22 protein-coding genes and 1 riboswitch are annotated in these 21,967 nt (G+C 73.3%); of the genes, 6 read left to right on the plus strand and 16 right to left on the minus strand.

Annotated features, from left to right (window positions below; genetic code table 11):
- Window positions 1-2: 2 nt before the first annotated feature.
- The 5 genes from ACSMX9_RS03310 to argC all read right to left on the minus strand — a co-directional run bounded on the left by ACSMX9_RS03310 (window position 3) and on the right by argC (window position 5,089).
- A complete protein-coding gene (locus ACSMX9_RS03310) occupies window positions 3-539 on the minus strand; it encodes an arginine repressor (protein WP_445399824.1) in 537 nt (178 codons plus the stop codon).
- Window positions 540-546: 7 nt separating this feature from the next.
- Window positions 547-1,749: an acetylornithine transaminase gene (locus ACSMX9_RS03315; RefSeq protein WP_445399826.1), complete on the minus strand. Its 1,203-nt coding sequence runs from the start codon at window positions 1,747-1,749 to the stop codon at window positions 547-549.
- A complete protein-coding gene (gene argB, locus ACSMX9_RS03320) occupies window positions 1,746-2,675 on the minus strand; it encodes an acetylglutamate kinase (protein WP_351240384.1) in 930 nt (309 codons plus the stop codon). Before argB ends, ACSMX9_RS03315 begins: the two co-directional genes overlap by 4 nt.
- Before the next feature lie 126 nt (window positions 2,676-2,801).
- Window positions 2,802-3,953, minus strand: coding sequence for a bifunctional glutamate N-acetyltransferase/amino-acid acetyltransferase ArgJ (gene argJ / locus ACSMX9_RS03325; RefSeq protein WP_445399828.1), 1,152 nt, complete (start codon window positions 3,951-3,953; stop codon window positions 2,802-2,804).
- A gap of 107 nt (window positions 3,954-4,060) precedes the next feature.
- Window positions 4,061-5,089, minus strand: a complete 1,029-nt coding sequence (gene argC / locus ACSMX9_RS03330) for an N-acetyl-gamma-glutamyl-phosphate reductase (RefSeq protein ID WP_445399830.1) — start codon at window positions 5,087-5,089, stop codon at window positions 4,061-4,063.
- Between the two features lie 88 nt (window positions 5,090-5,177).
- Between argC and ACSMX9_RS03335 the strand changes: the two genes are divergently transcribed.
- From ACSMX9_RS03335 to ACSMX9_RS03345, 3 genes are all read left to right on the plus strand, one after another.
- Window positions 5,178-5,756, plus strand: coding sequence for a YdeI/OmpD-associated family protein (locus tag ACSMX9_RS03335; RefSeq protein WP_445399832.1), 579 nt, complete (start codon window positions 5,178-5,180; stop codon window positions 5,754-5,756).
- A 63-nt stretch (window positions 5,757-5,819) separates the two neighbouring features.
- A riboswitch (ZMP/ZTP riboswitch) is annotated at window positions 5,820-5,906 on the plus strand.
- 24 nt (window positions 5,907-5,930) lie between these two features.
- A complete protein-coding gene (locus ACSMX9_RS03340; protein WP_445399834.1) occupies window positions 5,931-6,788 on the plus strand; it encodes a bifunctional 5,10-methylenetetrahydrofolate dehydrogenase/5,10-methenyltetrahydrofolate cyclohydrolase in 858 nt (285 codons plus the stop codon).
- A gap of 151 nt (window positions 6,789-6,939) precedes the next feature.
- Window positions 6,940-7,392, plus strand: a complete 453-nt coding sequence (locus ACSMX9_RS03345) for an iron chaperone (protein WP_445399836.1) — start codon at window positions 6,940-6,942, stop codon at window positions 7,390-7,392.
- Window positions 7,393-7,414: 22 nt separating this feature from the next.
- Here ACSMX9_RS03345 and ACSMX9_RS03350 read toward each other — a convergent pair whose 3' ends face one another.
- The 3 genes from ACSMX9_RS03350 to ACSMX9_RS03360 form a co-directional block, all read right to left on the minus strand.
- On the minus strand, window positions 7,415-8,752 hold the full coding sequence (locus ACSMX9_RS03350) for a serine hydrolase domain-containing protein (RefSeq protein WP_445399838.1): 1,338 nt from the start codon (window positions 8,750-8,752) through the stop codon (window positions 7,415-7,417).
- Window positions 8,753-8,828: 76 nt separating this feature from the next.
- Window positions 8,829-9,170, minus strand: a complete 342-nt coding sequence (locus ACSMX9_RS03355) for a hypothetical protein (protein ID WP_445399840.1) — start codon at window positions 9,168-9,170, stop codon at window positions 8,829-8,831.
- Window positions 9,171-9,275: 105 nt separating this feature from the next.
- A complete protein-coding gene (locus tag ACSMX9_RS03360; protein ID WP_351240368.1) occupies window positions 9,276-9,842 on the minus strand; it encodes a histidine phosphatase family protein in 567 nt (188 codons plus the stop codon).
- Between the two features lie 192 nt (window positions 9,843-10,034).
- Here ACSMX9_RS03360 and ACSMX9_RS03365 point away from each other — a divergent pair, with 192 nt between their 5' ends.
- A complete protein-coding gene (locus ACSMX9_RS03365; RefSeq protein WP_351240366.1) occupies window positions 10,035-10,247 on the plus strand; it encodes a DUF1918 domain-containing protein in 213 nt (70 codons plus the stop codon).
- A gap of 18 nt (window positions 10,248-10,265) precedes the next feature.
- Here ACSMX9_RS03365 and ACSMX9_RS03370 read toward each other — a convergent pair whose 3' ends face one another.
- The gene (locus ACSMX9_RS03370; RefSeq protein ID WP_445399842.1) at window positions 10,266-11,519 is read right to left on the minus strand and encodes a glycoside hydrolase family 10 protein; all 1,254 of its coding nucleotides are present in this window, start codon (window positions 11,517-11,519) and stop codon (window positions 10,266-10,268) included.
- Window positions 11,520-11,709: 190 nt separating this feature from the next.
- Here ACSMX9_RS03370 and ACSMX9_RS03375 point away from each other — a divergent pair, with 190 nt between their 5' ends.
- Both ACSMX9_RS03375 and ACSMX9_RS03380 read left to right on the plus strand, forming a co-directional pair.
- The gene (locus tag ACSMX9_RS03375) at window positions 11,710-12,570 is read left to right on the plus strand and encodes a 3-hydroxybutyryl-CoA dehydrogenase (RefSeq protein WP_351240656.1); all 861 of its coding nucleotides are present in this window, start codon (window positions 11,710-11,712) and stop codon (window positions 12,568-12,570) included.
- A gap of 350 nt (window positions 12,571-12,920) precedes the next feature.
- Complete coding sequence (locus ACSMX9_RS03380) at window positions 12,921-13,667, plus strand: TSUP family transporter (RefSeq protein ID WP_445402875.1); 747 nt, start codon at window positions 12,921-12,923, stop codon at window positions 13,665-13,667.
- Window positions 13,668-13,753: 86 nt separating this feature from the next.
- Here ACSMX9_RS03380 and ACSMX9_RS03385 read toward each other — a convergent pair whose 3' ends face one another.
- From ACSMX9_RS03385 to rpmI, 7 genes are all read right to left on the minus strand, one after another.
- The gene (locus ACSMX9_RS03385; protein ID WP_445399844.1) at window positions 13,754-14,824 is read right to left on the minus strand and encodes a PP2C family protein-serine/threonine phosphatase; all 1,071 of its coding nucleotides are present in this window, start codon (window positions 14,822-14,824) and stop codon (window positions 13,754-13,756) included.
- A 227-nt stretch (window positions 14,825-15,051) separates the two neighbouring features.
- Complete coding sequence (gene pheT, locus ACSMX9_RS03390; protein WP_445399846.1) at window positions 15,052-17,580, minus strand: phenylalanine--tRNA ligase subunit beta; 2,529 nt, start codon at window positions 17,578-17,580, stop codon at window positions 15,052-15,054.
- Window positions 17,580-18,704 (minus strand): phenylalanine--tRNA ligase subunit alpha, encoded by a 1,125-nt coding sequence (gene pheS / locus ACSMX9_RS03395; protein ID WP_351247842.1) that lies wholly within the window; start codon window positions 18,702-18,704, stop codon window positions 17,580-17,582. Before pheS ends, pheT begins: the two co-directional genes overlap by 1 nt.
- 229 nt (window positions 18,705-18,933) lie before the next feature.
- Window positions 18,934-20,064, minus strand: coding sequence for an ATP-binding protein (locus tag ACSMX9_RS03400; protein ID WP_445399848.1), 1,131 nt, complete (start codon window positions 20,062-20,064; stop codon window positions 18,934-18,936).
- Window positions 20,065-20,230: 166 nt separating this feature from the next.
- Window positions 20,231-21,076 (minus strand): TrmH family RNA methyltransferase, encoded by an 846-nt coding sequence (locus ACSMX9_RS03405; RefSeq protein ID WP_351247846.1) that lies wholly within the window; start codon window positions 21,074-21,076, stop codon window positions 20,231-20,233.
- A 155-nt stretch (window positions 21,077-21,231) separates the two neighbouring features.
- Window positions 21,232-21,618 (minus strand): 50S ribosomal protein L20, encoded by a 387-nt coding sequence (gene rplT, locus ACSMX9_RS03410; RefSeq protein WP_351247848.1) that lies wholly within the window; start codon window positions 21,616-21,618, stop codon window positions 21,232-21,234.
- Window positions 21,619-21,722: 104 nt separating this feature from the next.
- Window positions 21,723-21,917, minus strand: a complete 195-nt coding sequence (gene rpmI / locus ACSMX9_RS03415; protein ID WP_007829094.1) for a 50S ribosomal protein L35 — start codon at window positions 21,915-21,917, stop codon at window positions 21,723-21,725.
- Window positions 21,918-21,967 lie beyond the last annotated feature (50 nt).

Genomic DNA, 21,967 nt, shown 5'->3' on the forward strand with positions numbered 1-21,967 from the left:
CGTCAGCGCGCGTTCTGCGCCAGTCGGAGCAGGTGCTCGGCGAGCGCGCGGCCGCCCTGCGGCTCCCGGCTGATGAGCAACAGCGTGTCGTCCCCCGCGATCGTCCCCAGGATGTCGTGCAGTTCGGCCTGGTCGATGGCGGAGGCGAGGAACTGGGCGGCCCCGGGCGGGGTGCGCAGGACGACGAGGTTGGCGGACGCCTCGGCGGAGATCAGCAGTTCGCCGGAGAGCCGGCGCATCCGTTCCTCCTTCGCCGACTCCCCGAGCGGGGCCCGCGGGGTGCGGAAGCCGCCCTCGCTGGGCACCGCGTAGATGAGGTCCCCGTCGGTGTCGCGGATCTTCACCGCGTTCAGCTCGTCGAGGTCCCGGGAGAGCGTCGCCTGGGTGACGCTCAGCCCGTCGTCCGCGAGGAGCTTGGCCAGCTGGCTCTGGGAGCGCACAGGCTGCCGGTTGAGGATGTCCACGATCCTGCGGTGCCGCGCCGTGCGGGTCTGCGGCACCGCGGCGCCCGTCTGCTCGTTGCCCTGCGCCTGCGTCATCGTCGCTTCATTCTCCGGCTCGTCCGTCCTCGTGGGCTGTGTCGAGGGCGCCGGGCAGGGCCTGGAGGAACGCTTCCGCCTCGTCGTCGCGGAGGTTCAGCGGCGGCATCAGCCGGACGACATCGGGGGCGGGCGCATTGACCAGGAGACCGGCGTCCTGCGCCGCGCGCTGCACCTGGGCGGCGCGCGGTTCGGTGAGCACGATACCGAGCAGCAGCCCGGCGCCCCGGACCCGGCGGACCAAGGGGTGCCCCCACGACTCGATCGCCTCGCGCAGCACCGCGCCCTGCCGCTTGACGTTGGCAAGCAGGTCCTCGCCGGCCAGGGCGTCCAGGACGGCGAGTCCGGCGGCGCAACAGACCGGGTTGCCGCCGAAGGTGGTGCCGTGCTGACCGGGCCGCAGCAGTTCGGCGGCCGGCCCGAAGGCGAGCACCGCGCCCAGCGGCAGCCCGCCGCCGAGCCCCTTGGCGAGGGTGACCACGTCGGGTCGGACGTCCTCGTGCGCCTGGTGCGCGAACCAGTGCCCGGTGCGGCCCACGCCCGTCTGGACCTCGTCCAGCACCAGCAGGGTGCCGGTGGCCTCGGTGATCGCCCGGGCGGCGGTGAGGTAGCCGGGGGGCGGGACGACGACGCCGTTCTCCCCCTGGATCGGTTCGATGATGACGAGGGCGGTCTCCTCGGTCACCGCCGCCCGCAGGGCCGCCACGTCGCCGTAGGGGACGTGGGTGACCTCTCCCGGCAGCGGGCGGAAAGGCTCCTGCTTGCCGGGCTGGCCGGTGAGCGCGAGGGACCCCATGGTGCGGCCGTGGAACCCGCCCTCGGTGGCGACCATGTGGGTGCGCCCGGTCAGCCGGCCGATCTTGAAGGCGCCCTCGTTGGCCTCGGCCCCGGAGTTGCAGAAGAACACCCGTCCGTCCCGGCCGGCCAGCTGGAGGAGGCGTTCGGCGAGGGCGACCGGCGGTTCGGCGACGAACAGGTTGGAGACGTGCCCCAGGGTGGCGATCTGTCGGCCGACCGCCTCCACGACGGCGGGGTGGCCGTGTCCGAGCGCGTTGACGGCGATCCCGCCGACGAAGTCGAGGTACCCGGTGCCGTCCGCGTCCCACACCCGGGTGCCCTCGCCCCGCACCAGCGGCAGCGCGGGGGTGCCGTAGTTGTCCATCAGGGCGCCCTGCCAGCGCCGGGTCAGCTCCTCGTTGGCGGTGGTCACTGCGTTCCCCCTCCGGTGGTGGCGTGGTGCGGTCGAGCGGCGTCGTCGGGCACGACCATGGTGCCGATGCCCTCGTCGGTGAAGATCTCCAGCAGGATCGAGTGCGGGACCCGTCCGTCGATGACGCGGGCGGTGCGCACCCCGTTGCGGACGGCGTACAGGCACCCCTCCATCTTGGGGACCATGCCGCTGGCCAACTCGGGCAGCAGCTTCTCCAGTTCGCGGGCGGTCAGTCGGCTGATGACCTCGTCGGTGTGGGGCCAGTCCTCGTAGAGGCCCTCGACGTCGGTGAGGACCATCAGCGTCTCGGCGCCGAGGGCCGCGGCGAGCGCGGCGGCGGCGGTGTCGGCGTTGACGTTGTACACGTGGTCGTCGTCGATCGAGCGGGCGATCGAGGAGACGACCGGGATGCGGCCGTCCGCGAGCAGCGCCTCGACGGCCCCGGAGTCGATGTCGGTGATCTCCCCGACCCGTCCGATGTCGACCAACTCGCCGTCGATCTCGGGCCGGTGCTTGCGTGCGGTCAGGGTGTGGGCGTCCTCGCCGGTCAGTCCGACGGCGAGCGGGCCGTGCCGGTTGAGCAGGCCGACCAGCTCGCGCTGCACCTGTCCGGCGAGCACCATGCGGACCACGTCCATGGCCTCGGGGGTGGTGACGCGCAGCCCCGCCTTGAACTCGCTGACCAGGCCCTGTCGGTCCAGTTGGGCGCTGATCTGGGGGCCGCCGCCGTGCACCACGACGGGCTTGAGCCCGGCGTGGCGCAGGAAGACGACGTCCTGGGCGAAGGCGGCCTTCAGCTCGTCGTCCACCATGGCGTTGCCGCCGAACTTGATGACGACGACCTTGCCGTGGTGCCGGGTCAGCCAGGGCAGTGCCTCGATGAGGGTCTGCGCCTTGGGCAGGGCGGTGTGTTTGCGGGTGCTCATGGCTCCTCGGGTTCCTGGGGTGCGGATGTCCACGGCCCGCCGAGGGCGCGGGTGGCGCGGGCGGGCCGGGTCGTGCTCCGTCCGGGCCCCGGGCCGCCGGGGGTGGCCCGGGCGGCCCGGCGGTGGTCAGGAGGAGTACGCGCTGTTCTCGTGGACGTAGTCGGCGGTGAGGTCGTTGGTCCAGATGGTGGCGGACTCCCCGCCGGCGGCGAGGTCGGCGGTGATCACGACCTCCCGGTAGCGCATGTCGACGAGGTCGCGGTCCTCGCCCACGCTGCCGTTCTTGCACACCCACACACCGTTGATGGCCACATTGAGCCGGTCTGCTTCAAAGGCTGCGGAGGTGGTGCCGATCGCGGACAGCACCCGGCCCCAGTTGGGGTCCTCGCCGTGCAGGGCGCACTTGAGGAGGTTGTTGCGGGCGATGGACCGGCCGACCTCGACGGCGTCGGCCTCGCTGGCCGCGCCCACCACGTCGATGCGGATGTCCTTGCTGGCGCCCTCGGCGTCCCCGATGAGCTGCCGCCCGAGGTCGTCGCACACCTCGCGCACGGCCCGGTCGAAGGCGTCCGCGTCGGGGGTGGTCCCGCTGGCCCCGGAGGCCAGCAGCAGCACGGTGTCGTTGGTGGACATGCAGCCGTCGGAGTCGACCCGGTCGAAGGTGACCCGGGTGGCGGCGCGCAGCGCGCGGTCGAGCCCGGCAGCGTCCACGTCGGCGTCGGTGGTGAGGACGACGAGCATGGTGGCCAGTCCCGGGGCGAGCATCCCGGCGCCCTTGGCCATGCCGCCGACGGTCCAGCCGTCCCCGGTGCGGACGGCCGTCTTGTGGACGGTGTCGGTGGTCTTGATGGCGATGGCGGCCTTCTCGCCGCCGTGTTCGCTGAGTTCGGCGGCGGCCGCGGCGACGCCGGGCAGCAGCTTGTCCATCGGCAGGGTCACGCCGATCAGGCCGGTGGACGCCACGGCGACCTCCCCCGCGTTGACCCCGAGGACCGAGGCGACCTGCTCGGCGGTGGCGTGGGTGTCCTGGAAGCCGGTCGGGCCGGTGCAGGCGTTGGCCCCGCCGGAGTTGAGGATCACCGCGGAGACCCGGCCGCCCTTGAGGACCTGCTCGGACCAGAGGACGGGGGCGGCCTTGACCCGGTTGGAGGTGAAGACGCCCGCGGCGGCGAGGCGCGGACCGTTGTTGACGACGAGGGCGAGGTCGGGGTTGCCGTTGCTCTTGATCCCGGCGGCGATGCCGGCCGCCGCGAATCCCTGTGCTGCCGTGACGCTCACTGCATCTCCTTGTCGCTGCCGGCGCGCGCGGGCGGCCGGGTTTCCGCTTCTCCGCGCGGTCGGCGGGGCGGGGCGGGGCGCTGGTCCTGGTGGGGCGGGGTGGTGGCTCAGGGGGCGAGGCCGACGGTGGACAGCCCGGTGGTCTCGGGCAGGCCGAGGGCGATGTTCATGCTCTGGATCGCGCCGCCCGCGGTGCCCTTGGTGAGGTTGTCGATGGCGCTCACCGCGATCACCCGCTGCGCGGCCGCATCGTGGACGACCTGGAGGTGCACCGCGTTGGAGCCGTACACCGAGGCGGTGGCGGGCCACTGGCCCTCGGGCAGCAGCCGCACGAACGGCTCGTCGGCGAACGCCTTCTCGTAGGCGGCGCGCACCGCCTCGCCGGTCACCCCCGCCCGGGCCCGGGCGGAGCAGGTGGCGAGGATGCCCCGGGACATCGGCACCAGGGTCGGGGTGAAGGAGACGCTCACCGGCCCGCCCGCCACCGCGCCGAGGTTCTGGCTCATCTCGGGGGTGTGCCGGTGGACGCCGCCGACCCCGTACGGGGAGGCCGAGCCCATGACCTCGCTGCCCAGCAGGTGAGGCTTGGGCGCCTTGCCCGCACCGGAGGTGCCGGAGGCGGCGACGACCACGGCCTCCGGCTCGACCAGGCCCGCCGCGTAGGCGGGGAACAGGGCGAGGGTCACGGCGGTCGGGTAGCAACCGGGCACCGCGATGCGCTTGGACCCCTCCAGCGCAGCGCGGCCACCCGGCAGTTCGGGGAGGCCGTAGGGCCAGGTACCGGCGTGCGGGGAACCGTAGAAGCGCTCCCAGTCGGCCGCGTCGCGCAGCCGGAAGTCGGCGCCCATGTCGATGACGAGCACGTCGGGGCCGAGTTGCTCGGCCACGGCGGCGGACTCGCCGTGCGGCAGCGCCAGGAAGACCACGTCGTGTCCGGCGAGGGCCTCGGGGGTCGTGGCCTCCAGCACCCGCTCGGCCAGCGGCAGCAGGTGCGGCTGGAGGGCGCCGAGCCGCTGGCCCGCATTGGAGTTGCCGGTCAGCGCTCCGATCTCCACGTCCGGATGCCCGATCAACAGTCGCAGCACCTCGCCCCCGGCGTACCCACTGGCCCCGGCCACCGCCACCCGCGTCGTCATGCCGTTCCTCTCCTCTGGATGACATGACTATACGCAGGCATGCACATTTATGCAATGGAGGCGCAGGGCGGGCACTAGCCTGTGCCGCATGGAGGAGATCGCGGGGGTAGAGGTCATCGCCTACGGGGACGCCGCGGCGTTCGAGGGCTGGCTGGCCGAACACCACACGCGCCGGGAGGGCGTGTGGATCAAGGTGGCCAAGAAGAAGTCCGGCATCCCGACGGTCACCGACGACGAATTGGTCGACATCGGGCTGTGCTACGGGTGGATCTCCGGACAGCGACGGTCGTTCGACGAGCAGTACTACCTGCAGAAGTACGTACCGCGTCGACCCGGGAGCCTCTGGTCGCAGGTGAACGTGGACAAGGTGGCGGCGCTGACGGCCGCCGGTCGGATGCGCGAACCGGGGCTGGCCGAGGTGCGCAGGGCGCAGGAGGACGGACGCTGGGCCGCGGCCTACGCATCGCAGAGCACGGCGACGGTGCCGTCCGACCTCGCGGCGGCCCTCGACGCCGACCCCCGGGCCGGGGCGGCGTTCGAGGCGCTCGACAGGACCGGCCGCTACCTGCTGGTCCTGCCGCTGCTCCAGGCGCGCACCCCAAAGACCAGGCGGGTCCGGCTCGACAGGGCCCTCCGCCTGCTGCGCAGCGGCGACCCGGAGGAGTAGGGCTCCCGCTCCCGGCGGACGACGGGCCGTCGCCCCGAGGGGACCGCCCCGTGGACTACAGTGCCCGTGGGTCGTGACTGGCGCTGAGGTGGAGCACCACCGGGGAGCGACCCGGCGAATGCGTCGTTGCCGTGCGCCTGGGCGAAGTGGTCCCACCACGCCCAGGAGGCAGTCGTGTCCCCCACCCGGACGGCACAGCTCATGGACGGCACCGGCCCGGCCCGGCGCCTGCTCGAAGAAACGGCCCGCCGGGCCGAGGAGTTCACCCGGCGCACGGGGACGGAACCGTGCCTGGCGACCGTGCTCGTGGGCGAGGACCCCGCATCGGTCACCTACGTGCGGATGAAGCGGGCCCGCTGCGCGAAGGTCGGCATCCGCTCCCGTCACCTCGGATTGCCCGCCACCACCACGACCGCGGAACTGGTCGACGCGCTCACCGCGCTCTCCCGGGACCCCCAGGTGCACGGCATCCTGCTGCAACACCCCGCGGGCCCGCACATCGACGAGCGGGCGGCCTTCGAGGCCATCGCACCGGAGAAGGACGTCGACGGGGTCACCATGCGCTCCTTCGCCGCGATGGGTTTCGCCCTCCCCGGCTTCGTCTCGTGCACTCCCGGCGGCATCGTGCGCCTGCTGGACGAGTACGACGTGGAACTGGCCGGCAAGCACGCCGTCGTGATCGGCCGCAGCGCGATCCTGGGCCGGCCGACCGGCATGCTCCTGCTCGCGAGGGACGCCACCGTGACGTACTGCCACTCCCGCACCGCGGACCTGTCCGCGCACGTCAGGGAGGCCGACGTGGTGGTCGCCGCGGTGGGGGTGCCCCGTCTGGTGCGCGGCGAGGACGTCAAGCCGGGCGCCGTCGTGATCGACGCCGGCTACAACGCGGGCAACGTCGGTGACGTCGACTTCGACGCCGCCCGCACCCGGGCCCGTCTGATCACCCCCGTCCCCGGCGGGGTCGGTCCGATGACCATCGCGGTGCTGCTGGCCCAGACCGTGGACGCCGCCCGGCAGCAACTCGACGCGTGAGGCCCCGGCCGGCGTGCGGTGCCGCCGGCCGGGCGGCGGGGCGTACGGCATCCCGATGACGTCCGGCGCCGCGGCGCCCTGCGATGTCAGTGCGCCGGGTTAGGGTCCCTCCCACTGTCCCACCCAGCAGGACCGGCCCGGGGAGAACGCCATGAGCAGCGCGGACGACAGCACGAGCAAGGGCTTCACGGCCGAGGAACGGGCCGCGATGAAGGAGCACGCCCAGGAACTGAGGAAGGAGGCGCGCCGCGCCTCCCGGGCCGACAAGGCGGAGGCCGCCGCACGAGACGTGGTCGCGAAGATCGCCGAGATGCCGGAGGCGGACCGGATCATCGCCGAGCGCGTGCACGCCCTCGTCACGGCCAACGCTCCGGACCTGGCGCCCAAGCTCTGGTACGGCATGCCCGCCTACGCCCTGGACGGCAAGGTCGTCTGCTTCTTCCAGGGCGCCGACAAGTTCAAGGCCCGCTACGCGACCCTCGGTTTCAACGACGGGGCGAAGCTGGACGAGGGGGCGATGTGGGCGACCGCCTTCGCCCTGACCGAAGTGACCCCCGAGGTGGAGGCGCGGATCACCGAGTTGGTCCGGCGGGCGGTCGACTGACCCCGGCGGTCAAGGCGCGCCCTCAGCGGACCGGCCCGTTCGCGGCCCCGCCCGACGCCCACTCGGCGGACGGGGCCGGCGACCGCGGAACCGCGGTCGAGGGCGGGGTGGACGAGGGCGAGGGGGACGGCGAGGAGTTCTCGGCCGGCAGGTCGAACACGTGCCGCGGGGTGACGAGCTCGGTGATCGCCCGGCCGAACAGGGTGCTGGGCTGTTGGCCGTCGTGCACCGTGTCGGTGTTGAGCAGCACCACCAGGGTCGCCTTCGGTCCGGGGAGGTAGATCGTCAGCGACTCGTACCCGGGCAACGACCCGTTGTGACCGAGCCAGCCCTGGACGTTGAAGATGCCCAGGCCGTAGCCGGCACCGGGAACGATGGCGGGTCCGGTCTTCAGCCGTTCGGCCTGGGTCTCGGGGGTGAGCAGGGTGCCGTTGGCGAGGACCGGCGCCCAGATGCGCAGGTCGTGCAGGTTGCTGATCATCGCTCCGGCGGCCCAGCCCCAGGAGGGGTTCCAGTCGGTGGCGTCCTCGGTGCGGCCGGAGGCGGTCTGGTCGGTGTAGCCGTGCGCGTGCGGGCTGGGAAAGGCCGCGTCGGTGGGGAAGACGGTGTGGCGCAGCCCCGCGGGGTCCAGGACGTTGCGCTGGACGTACTCGTCGAGGGGCATGCCGCCCGCCTGCTCCACGACCAGCCCCAGCAGGATGAGGTTGGTGTTGCTGTACTCGAACTGCGTCCCGGGTTCGAACTGGAGGGGGTGCTTGAACGCGTAGTCGAGCAACTCCTGTGGGGTGAAGGGGCGTTCCGGGTCGGAGGTGAGCGCCTTGAAGAAGTCCTCGTCCATCGAGTAGTTGAACAGCCCGCTGCGCATGCCGGCCAGCTCCCGGAGCGTGATGCGGTCGCCGCTCGGGACTCCGTCGACGTACCGGGAGATCGGGTCGTCGAGTCCCACCTTGCCCTGGTCGACGAGTTCCAGCAGGGCGGTGACGGTGAAGGTCTTGGTCTCGCTGCCGATCCGCAGGAAGAGGTCGGGGTCCATCCGCTCCCCCGTGGTCTTGTCGGCGACGCCGAAGGAACGGACGTAGCTGCCCTTGCCGGGGGCCCAGAGCCCCACGGTCACGCCCGGCACGTTCGCCTCGGACATGACCTTGCGGACGGCGTCGTCGAGGCGTGCGGAGAGATCGGCGTCGAGTTCGGGGAAGGCGGTGCCGGTGGACGTGGGCGGTGGGGACGGGGTGTCGGAGGCGGCGGTCACCGCGGGGGGCGTGGTGGTCACCGCGACCCCGGAGGACACGGGGACGACGAGCAGTCCCGCCGTCACCGCCACCGTGCACACCGTGCGCCAGTGCCTGCGCGAGTACCGCATGGGGCCTCCTGCCGGCCGAGGACAACGGCCTTCCCAGGCTAGGCCCGTCCCGCCGGCCCCGCACGGCGGCCCGCGGTCAGGGGGCGGCGCGCAGACAGACCTGTGCGGAGAACCGGGAGTCCGGGACGCCGGACGGGCTCTCCAGCGCACGGGCGATCCGCTCCCGCTCGACCCGTCGCGCCAGCTCCTCGCAGGACTCCGCGAGCGGGTCCACGGAGTCCTGCGACGGGTCGTTGCACAGCGACGGGTCCCGGGTGCAGTCGGCCGTCCTCCAGGCCCCCCGCTGCTCCGGCAAGGGGCTGGTGGACGTCGTGTCGTTGAGGTGGTCGGTGGCCGCCCAGCCCACGGCGCTCACCAGCAGCGCACCGGCCACGAAGCCCTTCGTCCGTCGTGCTCCGGTGCCCTTCTCGGCCGTCATCCGTGCCTCCCCCACGGCGCCTGGGTCAGGGGCACCGCTGTGAATCCTCGCCCGTGTGCGTCCTCATCCTAGGCCCGCGGCAAGGGAGTTGGGCTCGCGGGGTGCCTAGCCCAGCCGTAGGCTCCACTGTCCGGCGCCGCCGGTGAGGGTCACCGCCGACAGGGGGCGGGCGTCGATGCTCCAGTACGTCAGGGGCGGCACCCTCAGGGCGTAGACGAGGACCGCACGGACCACGGCCGGTTCGGCGACGGCGACGATGCTCACCCCGCCGTCGGCGGGGCGGGTGTCCAGCCAGTGCCCCACCCGGCCGATGAAGCGCCACAGCGACTCGCCGCCGTGCGGGGCGAGTCGGGGGTCGCGCAGCCAGGCGTCGAAGGCGGCCGGTTCCCGCACCGCCACCTCGGCGAGGGTGTGACCGCGCCAGCGACCCATGTCGCAGTCGCTGAGCGCGGGCTGGACGAGGGGGGCGAACCCGAGCGCGGTGCCGGTGTCCCGGCTGCGCGGGGTCGGCGAGCAGTAGCGCAGTTCCGCGGCGCCGAACGGGACGAGGGCGGGGGCGGCGAGGCGCACCTCCTGCCAGCCGGCCTCGTCGAGCGACCGGTCCTCGTCGAAGCGCTCCGCGAGCAGCGGGGAGCTGCGGGCGGCCGCGATGAGCGTGACCCGAACCTGCATGCGGCGATCGTGGGGGCCGGCGAAGCTCAGGTCAAGGCTTAACGGAAGGTAATCTTCCGCTGCGAACCCCCGAACCGGACGTAAACTGGCGAACACGGGCACAACCGATGAGCACCGCGGCACGGGTCGCCGTCCCGGCACCGGCCCGTTCGGAGGGGACGACGCCCCGCGCACCACGAGGAGGGCAGCGCGATGCGGGCAGCCAAGGGCGACCGGCTGCTGGTCCACGGCAGGACCGTGGGGCAGCACGACAGGGTCGCGGAGATCGTCGAAGTGATGGGCGACGCGGGCGCACCGCCGTACCGGGTGCGCTACGCCAACGGGCACGAGGCGGTGAAGTCGCCGGGACCCGACTGCGTGGTCCGTCACGGAACCTCCCGGCGGGAGCAGCGCGGGAGCCGCTGACCCCGGCCCCGCGGAGGTTCAGCGCCGCCCGCGGAGCCGGACGCGGTAGTGGTCGTCTACCAGTCGGGCCATGGCCCCGGACGGATCGTCCCGGACCTCCCGACCGGAGAAGAACACGTGCCCGTCCACCCGGGGGTGCTCCCGGGCGAGGTCGAGGTGGCGGGAGAGTTCGGCCGGGTCCTGCCAGCCGGCCGGCTGCGCCGGATCGCCCGCCTTGTAGAGCGCCTCGCCGACGTACAGGTCGACGTCCGTCCCCTCCGCCGTGCGCGCCCACCAACCCAGCAACTCCGCGTAGTCGGCGGGCTCGAACCCGATGTTCCAGTACAGCTGGGGGCAGACGTAGTCGATCCACCCCTCGCGCACCCAGGTGCGGGTGTCCGCGTACAGGTCGTCGTAGGTCTGCACGCCGGCCCGGGTCCGGGAGCCGCGCGGATCGGTCGCCGCGTTGCGCCACACCCCGAAGGGGCTGATCCCCAGCCGGACGCCGGGCCGCACCTCGCGCAGCCGCTCGGCGGTCTCCCGCACCAGCAGGTCGGTGTTGTGCCGGCGCCAGGACGCCCGGTCCCCGAAGCCGTCGCCGTGCTCCGCGTAGGCGTCGGCGTCGTCGAACTCCTGCCCGGCGACCGGGTACGGGTAGAAGTAGTCGTCCCAGTGCACGGCGTCCACCGGGTAGCGGCGGACGGCGTCCAGCATCGCCTCCCGGACGAAGGCCCGCACCTCGGGCAGCCCGGGGTTGTAGTACAGCTTGCCGCCGTACGGCACCGCCCAGTGCGGGTTGCGGCGCACCGGGTGCCCGGCGGAGAGCCGACCCGGATCGGTGTGGAAGGCCACCCGGTAGGGGTTGAACCAGGCGTGCAGTTCCAGCCCCCGGCGGTGCGCCTCCGCGACGGCGGTGCCGAGCGGGTCCCAGCCGGGGTCGCGCCCCTGGGTGCCGGTGAGGTACTGCGACCACGGCTCGTGCGGGGACGGCCACAGGGCGTCGGCGCAGGGGCGGACCTGGAGGACCACCGCGGTCAGCCGCCGCTCGACGGCGACGTCGAGGAACCCGGCCAGTTCGGCCCGCTGCGCGGCGGCCGACAGACCGGCCGCGGAGGGCCAGTCCCGGTTGGTGACGCTGGCCAGCCACATGCCCCGGATCGGGTGCCCGGTGCGGCGCTCCTGCGCTACGGGCGCCTGCCGTCCGGCGCCGGCCGCCGCGTCCCCGGCGACCGCCATCCCTGCCAGGGTCACCATCGACCCCACCGCGAACTCCCTACGACTCACCGACCCCATGCGTGCTGCCCCGTCCTTCCGTCCACCGCGCCCGGCGGCCCCGGCCGGGACGCCCGTCGTACGGCCAGCATGCCGCACACCCGAGGGGCGGACCCGGCGGCGATCCGGAGTACGGTGCAGGCCGAGGCAGTCGCCGGGCCGCGGGCCCGGCCGTACCGAGGTTCACGAAAGGGACGAAGTGACGGACACACTGACCGACATCACCCGCGTCGGAGTGGTGGGCTGCGGCCAGATGGGTGCGGGCATCGCAGAGGTCTGCGCCCGCGCCGGACTGGACGTCAAGGTCGCCGAGACCACCGGCGAGGCACTGGAGCTGGGCCGCACCCGGCTGTACGGCTCCCTGGCGAAGGCCGCCGAACGCGGCAAGATCAGCGAGGCGGAACGCGCCGCGGCGGTCGACCGGCTCGCCTTCACCACCGACCTCGGCGCCTTCGCCGACCGCGATCTGGTGATCGAGGCCGTGGTGGAGAACGAACAGGTCAAGACCGAGATCTTCCGGGTGCTCGACCAGGTGGTCACCCGCCCGGACGCCGTCCTCGCCTCCAACACCTCCTCCATCCCGCTGGTCCGGCTCGCGGTCGCCACCTCCCGCCCCGACCAGGTGATCGGCATCCACTTCTTCAACCCCGCGCCGGTCCAGGCGCTGGTCGAGCTGATCCCGGCGCTCACCACCTCGGAGGGCACCCTCAGCCGTGCCCAACTGCTGGTGGAGAAGGTGCTCGGCAAGCACGCCATCCGGGCCCAGGACCGCAGCGGGTTCGTGGTCAACGCCCTGCTGATCCCGTACCTGCTCGCCGCGATCCGGATGTTCGAATCGGGCTCCGCCAGTCGCGAGGACATCGACAGCGGGATGGAGCTGGGCTGCGCCCACCCCATGGGTCCGTTGAAGCTGGCCGACCTGATCGGCCTGGACACCGTGGCCTCCGTCGCCGACTCCATGTACGCCGAGTTCAAGGAGCCCCTGTACGCCGCTCCCCCGCTGCTCCAGCGGATGGTGGACGCGGGCCGGCTGGGCCGGAAGTCGGGCTCGGGGTTCTACCCCTACGGTTGAGCCTCTGGCCTGCTGCGCAGCCCAGTACGGGCCGGCACGAGGACCCCGGCCAGCGCCCTCCGCCCTTTCGGCGCTGTCGGGGTCTTCCCTCGTTCCGGCGCAATCCTTACCTCCGGCTCCGGACTCCTCGCCGCCCACGGGATCGACGAACACCCCCGCGGCACCCGCCCGAACCAGCCACAAGGGCAGTGGCCGGGACCACAAGTCGGCCGCCACAGCCGCTGTTCGTGAAGAACACATTGCAGCCCGTCGTTCCCCAGCAGGCACCGCCGATACTGGCGACGCAGCGGGGGAAGGGCGGAACAGCGGTGGAGTGGTGGACGATCTGGGCGGGCCTGGCAGCCGGCCTGATGATCTCAGCAGTAACGGCACCCGTCGGGGTCTCGGGAGCGGTCTTCCTGCTTCCGGTCCACCTGAGCGTCTTCGGCGTACCCAACCCTGCCGTCACGCCGACCAACCTGCTGTTCAACGTCGTGGCCGGACCGGGTGCCCTCTGGCGGTACCGCCGCGACGGGGCCCTGCGCGGCAGCCTGGTCCGGCGCATGGTCACCGGAACCCTTCCCGGCGTCGTCCTCGGCGCAACCGTCCGCGTCTTCGTCCTGCCCGGCCCAGGCGTCTTCCGGGTGCTCGTCGCCGCCCTGCTCCTCCCGCTCGGCCTGTGGCTGTGCTTCCGCACCCTCTCCCGGGCTCGCGAGGACCGGGGTGCGGCCACGGAACCGTCCCCGGCCGCGCTCACCGCTCTGGCCGTGGGGGTGGGAACGGTCGGCGGGATCTACGGCATCGGTGGCGGCTCCCTCCTCGGTCCGATCCTCGCCGCCCGCGGTCTGCCCATCAACAGGGTGGCGCCGGCCGCCCTCGCCGCCACGTTCGCCACCTCCATCGTGGGTGCGGCCACCTACGCTGCGCTGTCCCTCCTCAGCTCGGGCGATGTCGCGCCCGACTGGCCGCTGGGACTGGCCTGCGGCCTCGGCGGACTGGCGGGGGGCTATCTGGGAGCACGCCTCCAGCCCCGCCTCCCGGAGAAGGCCCTACGTCTCCTCCTCGGCACGCTCGCCACCACCGTGGGCACGCTCTACGCGCTACAGGCCCTGGCCTGACGGAACAAGCAGCGGGCGGACGCCCCGGGTGGTGCGACACGGCCGCCGACCACCCCGGCCTATCCGCTGATGCGGAACCGCGTCCCTCAGATGACCCGGTGGGCCGGTCTCGGCACCGGTCCGGCCGGGCCCGGGCCGGTCCGGGGGCGGTCGTTGCGCAGCACCAGCAGGGTCACGTCGTCCGTGAGCGGACCGCCGGTGTGGCGCAGCAACTGGTGGAACACCGTGCGGACCACCCCCTCGGGACAGAGCGGGACGGAGCGGATGGCGTCCATCAGCACCACGTCCAGCGGGAAGAACCGGCCGCACCGGTCGCGGGCGTCCACCGCGCCGTCGGTGTGCAGGAACAGCGCTTCGCCGGGCAGCAGCCGTCCGCAGTCCACCGGCGGGAGCAGTTCCGGGAGCGGGAACGGGCCGAGCGGAGGCAGCGGGTCGGCGTCGGTGACGGGGAAGGCCCGGCCCCGGGTGCCGCACGGCCCGGCGAGGGCGCGCAGCCGGTACGGCCAGGGGTGTCCGCAGTTGAGGGCGAGGACCCTGCCGTCGCGGGCGATCTCCAACAGCAGCAGGGTGACGAAGTCCTCGCCGGCGGCGGATACCGCGGCCCCGGGGCGGGTGGCCCGTTCGGCGAGGTGGCGGGCGAAGGCCCGGTCCAGGCGGTGCAGCACCGCGGCGAGTCGGGGCTCCTCGTGGCCCGCCTCGCGGAAGCAGCCGAGGACGGCGGCGACCGCGGCGAGGGCGGCCGGACCGTGCCCGCGGACGTCGCCCATGACCACGCGGACCCCGTGTTCGGTGGCGAGCACCTCGTAGAGGTCGCCCCCGACTCCGGCACCGTGCGCGGCGGTGCGGCGCCCGCCGGCGAGGGCGAGGCCGTCGAGCCGGTCCGGCAGGGGGTGGAGCAGGGCGTTCTGCACGGCCCGGGCGAGCTGCCGCAGGTGGCGCGTCTCCCGCCGTACGGCGGCGCGGGCGTGCAGGGCGTACCCGGCGCCGGCGGCGCAGAACACCGCACCGGTGAGGAACCGGGCGGCGAGGTCCTCGGCGCGGGCCAGGGGGCAGACGAGTTCGTAGGTCGCGGCGAGGGCGCCCCAGAGGGCGGGCGGGCCGACGGCGCGCAGGGCGGATCGGGCCCGGGGAAGGTCCCCGGCACTGGTGCGGATCATGCCGGCGGTCTCCCTCGTAGGCCCTGCTCCCGGGCCGAAACCCTTACGTTCGGGGTCGATTCTGGCGAGTGCGCGGGGCTGCCGTGCCGCAGGAGCCGGTAGTGCCACCCGATCGAGTGAGCGGGGTGCGGGCATGCACGAGGGGGCGCGTCCCGGACTCGGGACGCGCCCCCTGAGGTGCGCTCACCGGGCGGAGGGCCCGGTGGAAAGGCGGTCCGCCCGTGGGCTCAGGCCCCGCGCAGGACCGCTCCGACACCCTCCGCCGCCGAGGCGACGGCCGCGTCACGGGCGGCCGACGCCTCCTCGACGGTCAGCGTCCGGTCGGGTGCCCGGAAGCGCAGCGCGTACGCCAGCGACTTCTTGCCCGACTCGATCTGGTCGCCGGTGTAGACGTCGAACAGCCGGACGGACTCCAGCAGCGGACCCGCGCCGAGGCGGAGCCGGTGCTCCACCGCGGCGGCCGGCACCGAGGCGTCGACCACGAGCGCCACGTCCTGGGTCGCCACCGGGAAGGTGGAGATCCGGGGGGCCTCGGGCAGGCCCTCGCCGGCCCGCTGGAGGAGGTCGAGGTTGAGCTCCATGGCGCTGGTCCGGGCCGGGAGCCCGAACGCCTTGACGACCCGCGGGTGCAGTTCACCGGCATGGCCGACGAGGGTCTTCACCCCGTCGAGCACCACGTGCAGCACCGCGCAGCGACCGGGATGCCAGGGTCCGTACCGGCCCTGGTCCACGGCGAGTTCGGCGCCCATCTCGCGGGCGACCGTCCGGGCGGCCTCGATCGCGTCGGCCCAGTCCCCGGGGCGTCCGGCGCCCCACCAGCCGGCCTGTTCACGGGCGCCCGCGAGGACGACCGCGACATGGCGGGGCTGGACGGGCAACGCGGCGGTGAGCGCCACGATCTGCTCGTCCGAGGGCCGGTGCTCGACGGGCAGCCGGGCCGCGGTCCGCTGCTCCTCACGGGGGTGGAACACCAGTCCGGTCTCGAACAGGGCCAGGTCGTGGCTGCCGCGGCCGTCGTTGCGGCGCAGCGCGCCGAGCAGGCCCGGCAGCAGCGTGGTGCGCAGCGCCGGTTCCTCGTCGCTCAGCGGGTTGACCAGCCGGACCGTGCGGCGGTCGGGGTCGTCGGCGTCCAGTCCGAGCTGGTCCAGCGCCTGCTCACCGAGGAACGGGTAGTTCAGCGCCTCCACGTAGCCGGCTCCGGCGAGCGCCCGACCGACCCGGCGGTGCAACCGCTGGCGGTGGGTCAGGCCGCGGCCCGCGGGGGGCCGGGGCAGGGTGGCGGGCAGGTTCTCGTAGCCCTCCAGCCGGATGACCTCTTCGGCGAGGTCGTTGGGGTCGGTGAGGTCGGGACGCCAGGACGGCACGGTGACCGTCAGCTCGTCCTGCCCGTACACGTCGCAGCCGACCTGCTGGAGGCGGCGCACCACCGTCTCCCGCCCGTAGGTGACGCCCGCCACCCGGTCCGGGTGGTCGGCGCTGATCCGGATGGTGTGCGGGGCGGCCGGGCCGATGAACTCGGTCACGCCCGCGTCCGCGGTGCCGCCCGCGAGCAGGATCAGCAGGTCCACGGTGCGCTGGGCGGCGGCGGACGCGGCCAGCGGGTCGACGCCGCGCTCGAAGCGCTTGGACGCCTCCGAGGACAGCTTGTGCCGTCGGGCGGCCCGCGCGATGGTCACCGGGTCGAAGTGCGCGGCCTCCACCACGATCTCGGTGGTGCCGGTGACCTCACCGCTGTGCGGGTCGGTGACGGCGTCGGCGATCTCGGTGTCCGCACCTCCCATGACCCCCGCGAGGCCGATGGGCCCGCGGTCGTCGGTGATCACCAGGTCCTCGGCGTCGAGGGTGCGTCGGACCCCGTCCAGGGTCGTCAGTTCCTCCCCCGCGGCGGCCCGGCGCACGCCGAGCGGACCGCCCACCCGGTGCCGGTCGTAGGCGTGCAGGGGCTGGCCGAGCTCCAGCATCACGTAGTTGGTGATGTCGACGGCCAGCGAGATCGGGCGCATCCCGGCCTTCTGGAGGCGGCGGCGCAACCAGATGGGGGACCGCGCCTCGGGGTCGACCCCGGTGACCGTGCGGGCGGTGAAGCGGTCGCAGGCCCGCGGGTCGGCGACCTGGACCGGGTAGCCGTAGGCGTTGGGGCCGGGCACGTCGAGCAGGGCGGGGTCGCGCAGCGGCAGCCCGTAGGCGGTGGCCGCCTCGCGGGCCACGCCGCGCATCGACAGGCAGTAGCCGCGGTCGGGGGTGACCGCGATGTCGAGGACCTCGTCCACGAGCTCCAGCAGCTCGATGGCGTCGGTGCCCACCTCCAGCTCGGGCGGCAGCACGATGATGCCCTTGGTGCCGTCGTCGCCCATGCCCAGCTCGTCGCTGGAGCAGATCATGCCGCGCGAGACCCTGCCGTAGGTCTTGCGCTCGGCGATCGCGAAACCGCCGGGCAGTTCGGCCCCGGGCAGCACCACGACGACCTTGTCGCCCACGGCGAAGTTGCGGGCGCCGCAGACGATCTCCTGCGGCTCGCCGGTGCCGTTGGCGGCGCCGACGTCGACGGTGCAGAAGCGGATGGGCTTCTTGAAGCCCTCCAACTCCTCGATGGTGAGGACCCGGCCGACGACGAGGGGGCCCTTGAGGCCGGCGCCGAGTTGTTCGACCGTCTCCACCTCCAGGCCGGCGGCGACCAACCGGGCCTGGACGTCACGGCCGGTTTCGGTGGCGGGGAGGTCGACGTACTCCCGCAGCCAGGAAAGCGGGACCCGCATCAGATCTCCATCCCGAAGGGCCGGGTGAACCGGACGTCACCCTCGACCATGTCTCGCATGTCTTCGACGTTGTGGCGGAACATCAGCATCCGTTCGATGCCGAACCCGAACGCGAACCCGCTGTACTTCTCCGGGTCGACGCCGCAGGCGACCAGCACCCGGGGGTTGACCATGCCGCAGCCGCCCAGCTCGATCCAGCCCTCGCTGCCGCAGGTGCGGCAGGGGCGGTCGGGGTTGCCGACGGACTCGCCGCGGCACACGTAGCAGAGCATGTCCATCTCGGCGGACGGCTCGGTGAAGGGGAAGTAGTTGGGCCGCAGCCGGGTCGTCATGTCGGCCCCGAAGAGCGACTGGACCATGTGGTCCAGGGTGCCCTTGAGGTCGGCCATGGTGAGGCCCTCGTCGACGGCCAGCAGCTCGATCTGGTGGAAGACCGGGGTGTGCGTCGCGTCCAGTTCGTCGGTGCGGTAGACCCGTCCCGGGCAGACCACGTAGACGGGCAGTTCGCGGGCGAGCAGCGCCCGGGCCTGCACCGGGGAGGTGTGGGTGCGCAGGACGACGCCGGACTCCGTGCCCTCGCCCTCCGGCCCGGCGACGAAGAACGTGTCCTGCATCTGCCGGGCGGGGTGGTCCGGGGTGAAGTTCAGGGCGTCGAAGTTGAACCACTCGGCCTCGGCCTCGGGGCCCTCGGCGATCTCGTAGCCCATGTCGACGAAGACGTCGGCGACGCGCTCCATCAGCGTGGTCAGCGGGTGGCGGGCGCCGGCCGGTACGCGGTCGTACGGCAGGGTGACGTCCACCGCCTCCTCGACCAGGACGCGGGCGTCGCGCTCGGCCTCCAGTTCGGCCTGGCGGGCTGCGAGCGCCTTGTTCACGGCTCCCCGGGCCTGGCCGACGCGCTTGCCGGCCTCGGCCTTGGCCTGCGGGGGCAGGGCGCCGATCTCCCGGTTGGCGAGCGCCAGCGGGGAGGTGCCTCCCGTGTGGGCGATCTTCGCCTCCTGGAGCCCGGCGAGGTCACCGGCGGACGCGAAGGCGGCGAGCGCCTCGTCCCGCATGCGCTCGATCTCTTCCGGTTTCAGTGCCTCGACCTCGACAGGGTCGTACGACTTGTTCGGTGCCGACATCTCTTCCCGTGCTTCCGATTGGCTGGCGGATGGTCCCCGTCCCGGCTCGTGGACGCCCCGTCCCGGGAGAGGGACGGTGCCGTCCCGGACTGTGGGGACGCAAAGGTGCCAGGGGCCGAGTCTAACGGGGTCGGGCTCCGCTCCCGCGCCGTAGGGCCCCGCCCCCGGTGTGCGGGGAGGGGGGCGGGTGCGTCGGGGAGCCGCCCTGTCTGGGTGTGCCCGTGACCCCTCAGACCAGATAGGCGGGGATGGCCACGGGCAGGGTAAATCGGAACTGCGCCCCGCCGTTGGGGTTCCGTCCGACGGTGATCGTTCCCCCGTGGGCCTCGACGATGCCCTTGACGATGTACAGGCCGAGTCCGGTGCCGCCGCGCTTGCTGCCCCGCCAGAAGCGGGTGAAGACACGGTTCATGGACTCCTCCGGGATGCCTGGCCCCTCGTCGCTGACCGTGACCGAGGTCCCGGTGATCCCGGGTTCCCGCGGGCACGGCGTGGGTTCCACCTCGATGGTGACAGTTCCCTCGCCGTGCCGCACCGCGTTTTCCAACAGGTTGCTGAGCACCTGGTCGATCTTGTCGGGGTCGGCCCAGAGCGCGGGCAGCGGCTGGCGCAGCCGGACCAGGAACCGGTCCGCGGGCTGTCCGGCTGCCACGTGGGCCTGGACGTGCCGACCGACCGCCGCCCCGATGTCGACCGGCTGGCGCCGGACCTCCAGGCGCCCGGAGTCGATGCGGGAGATGTCGAGGAGCTCCGCGATCAGCCGGGTGACGCGGTTGGCGTCGGCGTCGACGGTCTCCAGCATCAGGCGCTTCTGGTCGTCGGTGAAGCGCTCCCACTTGGCGAGCAGGGTCGCGGTGAAGCCCTTGACGGAGGTGAGGGGGGAGCGCAGCTCGTGGGCGACGGTCGCGATCAGCTCGGCGTGGCTGCGTTCGGTGCGGCGGCGGGCCTCGGTGTCCCGCAGGGACACGACGACGCGGCGAACCGGCCCCTGCGGTGCGCTCCGGACGTAACGGACGGTGACCATGACCTCGCGTCCGCCGGGCAGCAACAGGTTCCGCTCGGGTTGTCCGACCCGGATGGCGAGCCCCCCGTAGGGGTCGGTCAGCCGCCACCAGCGCCGGCCCTCCAGGTCCTCCAGCGGGAGGGCGACGTCCAGCGGCCTGCCGAGGGCCTGGTCGGGGGGGACGGCGGTGATCCGGGCCGCCGCGGCGTTGAAGCAGATGACCCGACCGCCCTCGTCGGCGATGACCAACCCGTCGGGGAGGTCGTCCGGGGTGGTTCCGTACGCGTCCTGATCTGCGGGCACGACGGCGCCGCATGCACCGTCCGTGTCCGCCGCACCACCGGTGCCGACCGTCATCACCCCGTACCCCACCTCTCGAACTGGCGCAGTGGGCCCCCGAGTTCGTCACCCTACTAGTCGTCGGTCCCCTACTACCAGTCACCGACGGCACGGGTGGACGCCCCGCAGGCGCACCCCGCGACGTACGGACGGACGGGCGGGGGGCGTGCCCCGTGGGCGCACCCTATGCCCGGCAGCCGCCCCGTGTGCGCTGTGCCCGGGCGGATGCGTAGAGACATACGGCTGCGGCGGTCGCGAGGTTCAAGCTCTCGGCCCTGCCGTGGATGGGCACCCGGACCACCGCGTCGGCGAGGGCCCGGGTCTCCTCGGGCAGGCCCCACGCCTCGTTGCCGAACACCCAGGCGGTGGGACCGCCCATGGTGCCCCGGTCGAGTTCGGTGTCGAGGTCGTCCGCGCCCGCGCCGTCCGCGGCGACGATCCGCACCCCGGCCTCCCGCAGCCGGGTGACCGCCGTCTCCACCGGCACGCCGACGGCCACCGGAAGGTGGAAGTGGGAGCCGACGGAGGCCCGGACCGCCTTGGGGTTGTACAGGTCCACGGAGGCGTCGGTCAGGACGACCGCGTCCGCTCCCGCGGCGTCGGCGCAGCGCAGGACGGTGCCGGCGTTGCCGGGGTCCCGGACGTGGGCGAGGACGGCGACCAGTCGGGGGCGGGCGGCGACGATGTCGGCGAACGGGGTGTCGAGGAACCGGCAGACGCCGACGAGGCCCTGCGGGGTGACGGTGGTGGAGATGTCCGCGATCACCTCCTCGCCGGCGAGGTGGACGCGGGCGCCGACCTCGCGGGCGCCGGCCATGATCTCGGGATAGCGCTCGGCGGCGTCCGGGGTGGTGAAGAGTTCGACCAGGGTGGCCCGGTCACCGGTCCGGTGGGCCGCCGCCTCGCGCACCGCCTGCGGTCCCTCGGCCAGGAAGAGGCGCTCCTTGCCGCGGACGTTGCGGCGGGCGAGCCGCCGGGCCGCGGCGACCCGCGCGGAGCGCGGGGAGATCAGCTCGGGACCGGTGGACATCGCGGGGCTCCCTGCGTTCGTGGCTCGGTGCGGGACCGCTCCGGCCGCGGTCTGGCTCCTCGCGCGGCGGGGCGGTGTGCGGACGCGACCGGACCCGTGGACCTCAGGGTCCACGGGTCCGTACGTCACCGCCGCGGTGCGGCGGGGGCGGCGGTTCAGGCAGCCGCGCGCGGGGCGTTCACGTCGCTCGGCAGCGCCTTCTGCGCGACCTCGACGAGCGCCGCGAAGGCGTTGGCGTCGTTGACGGCCAGCTCGGCGAGGATCTTGCGGTCCACCTCGATGTTGGCGGCCTTCAGACCCTGGATGAAGCGGTTGTAGGTGATGCCGTTGGCGCGGGCCGCGGCGTTGATCCGCTGGATCCACAGCTGACGGAAGTCGCCCTTGCGCTTCTTGCGGTCGTTGTAGTTGTAGACGAGGGAGTGGGTGACCTGCTCCTTCGCCTTGCGGTACAGGCGCGAGCGCTGGCCGCGGTAACCGCTGGCCTGCTCCAGGATCGCCCGGCGCTTCTTGTGGGCGTTGACTGCCCGCTTGACGCGTGCCACTTGTTAGCTCCTTGTAGCGGGGCCGCGGTGATCCTCACACGGCCCGGTATCGATTGGGTCCCGGTCCTGACGTCGCGCGGCCCCCGGCGAGGGGGACCACCGCGTCACTTGCCGAGAAGCTTCTTGATCTTCTTGGCGTCGCCCGGGGCCATCTCGGCGTTGCCGGTGAGGCGACGCGTCAGACGGGACGACTTGTGCTCGAGCAGGTGGCGCTTGCCGGCGCGCTCGCGGAGCACCTTGCCGGAGCCGGTGACCTTGAAGCGCTTGCTGGCACCGCTGTGCGACTTGTTCTTCGGCATAGCGCCGTTATCTCCTCGTCGGTGGCGCCCCGGTGCCCGGCCCTGGAGAC

Source organism: Streptomyces sp. LE64 (genome assembly GCF_052606915.1).

Bases quoted from the DNA above. Each gene is read 5' to 3' on its own strand.
- argB (WP_351240384.1), bottom strand. From the start codon at position 2,675: ATGAGCACCCGCAAACACACCGCCCTGCCCAAGGCGCAGACCCTCATC.
- ACSMX9_RS03400 (WP_445399848.1), bottom strand. From the start codon at position 20,064: ATGACGGTCGGCACCGGTGGTGCGGCGGACACGGACGGTGCATGCGGC.
- ACSMX9_RS03310 (WP_445399824.1), bottom strand. From the start codon at position 539: ATGACGCAGGCGCAGGGCAACGAGCAGACGGGCGCCGCGGTGCCGCAG.
- ACSMX9_RS03370 (WP_445399842.1), bottom strand. From the start codon at position 11,519: ATGGGGTCGGTGAGTCGTAGGGAGTTCGCGGTGGGGTCGATGGTGACC.
- ACSMX9_RS03385 (WP_445399844.1), bottom strand. From the start codon at position 14,824: ATGATCCGCACCAGTGCCGGGGACCTTCCCCGGGCCCGATCCGCCCTG.
- ACSMX9_RS03355 (WP_445399840.1), bottom strand. From the start codon at position 9,170: ATGACGGCCGAGAAGGGCACCGGAGCACGACGGACGAAGGGCTTCGTG.
- ACSMX9_RS03405 (WP_351247846.1), bottom strand. From the start codon at position 21,076: ATGTCCACCGGTCCCGAGCTGATCTCCCCGCGCTCCGCGCGGGTCGCC.
- ACSMX9_RS03360 (WP_351240368.1), bottom strand. From the start codon at position 9,842: ATGCAGGTTCGGGTCACGCTCATCGCGGCCGCCCGCAGCTCCCCGCTG.
- ACSMX9_RS03365 (WP_351240366.1), top strand. From the start codon at position 10,035: ATGCGGGCAGCCAAGGGCGACCGGCTGCTGGTCCACGGCAGGACCGTG.
- ACSMX9_RS03380 (WP_445402875.1), top strand. From the start codon at position 12,921: ATGATCTCAGCAGTAACGGCACCCGTCGGGGTCTCGGGAGCGGTCTTC.
- ACSMX9_RS03345 (WP_445399836.1), top strand. From the start codon at position 6,940: ATGAGCAGCGCGGACGACAGCACGAGCAAGGGCTTCACGGCCGAGGAA.
- rpmI (WP_007829094.1), bottom strand. From the start codon at position 21,917: ATGCCGAAGAACAAGTCGCACAGCGGTGCCAGCAAGCGCTTCAAGGTC.
- ACSMX9_RS03335 (WP_445399832.1), top strand. From the start codon at position 5,178: ATGGAGGAGATCGCGGGGGTAGAGGTCATCGCCTACGGGGACGCCGCG.
- argC (WP_445399830.1), bottom strand. From the start codon at position 5,089: ATGACGACGCGGGTGGCGGTGGCCGGGGCCAGTGGGTACGCCGGGGGC.
- pheT (WP_445399846.1), bottom strand. From the start codon at position 17,580: ATGCGGGTCCCGCTTTCCTGGCTGCGGGAGTACGTCGACCTCCCCGCC.
- ACSMX9_RS03350 (WP_445399838.1), bottom strand. From the start codon at position 8,752: ATGCGGTACTCGCGCAGGCACTGGCGCACGGTGTGCACGGTGGCGGTG.
- pheS (WP_351247842.1), bottom strand. From the start codon at position 18,704: ATGTCGGCACCGAACAAGTCGTACGACCCTGTCGAGGTCGAGGCACTG.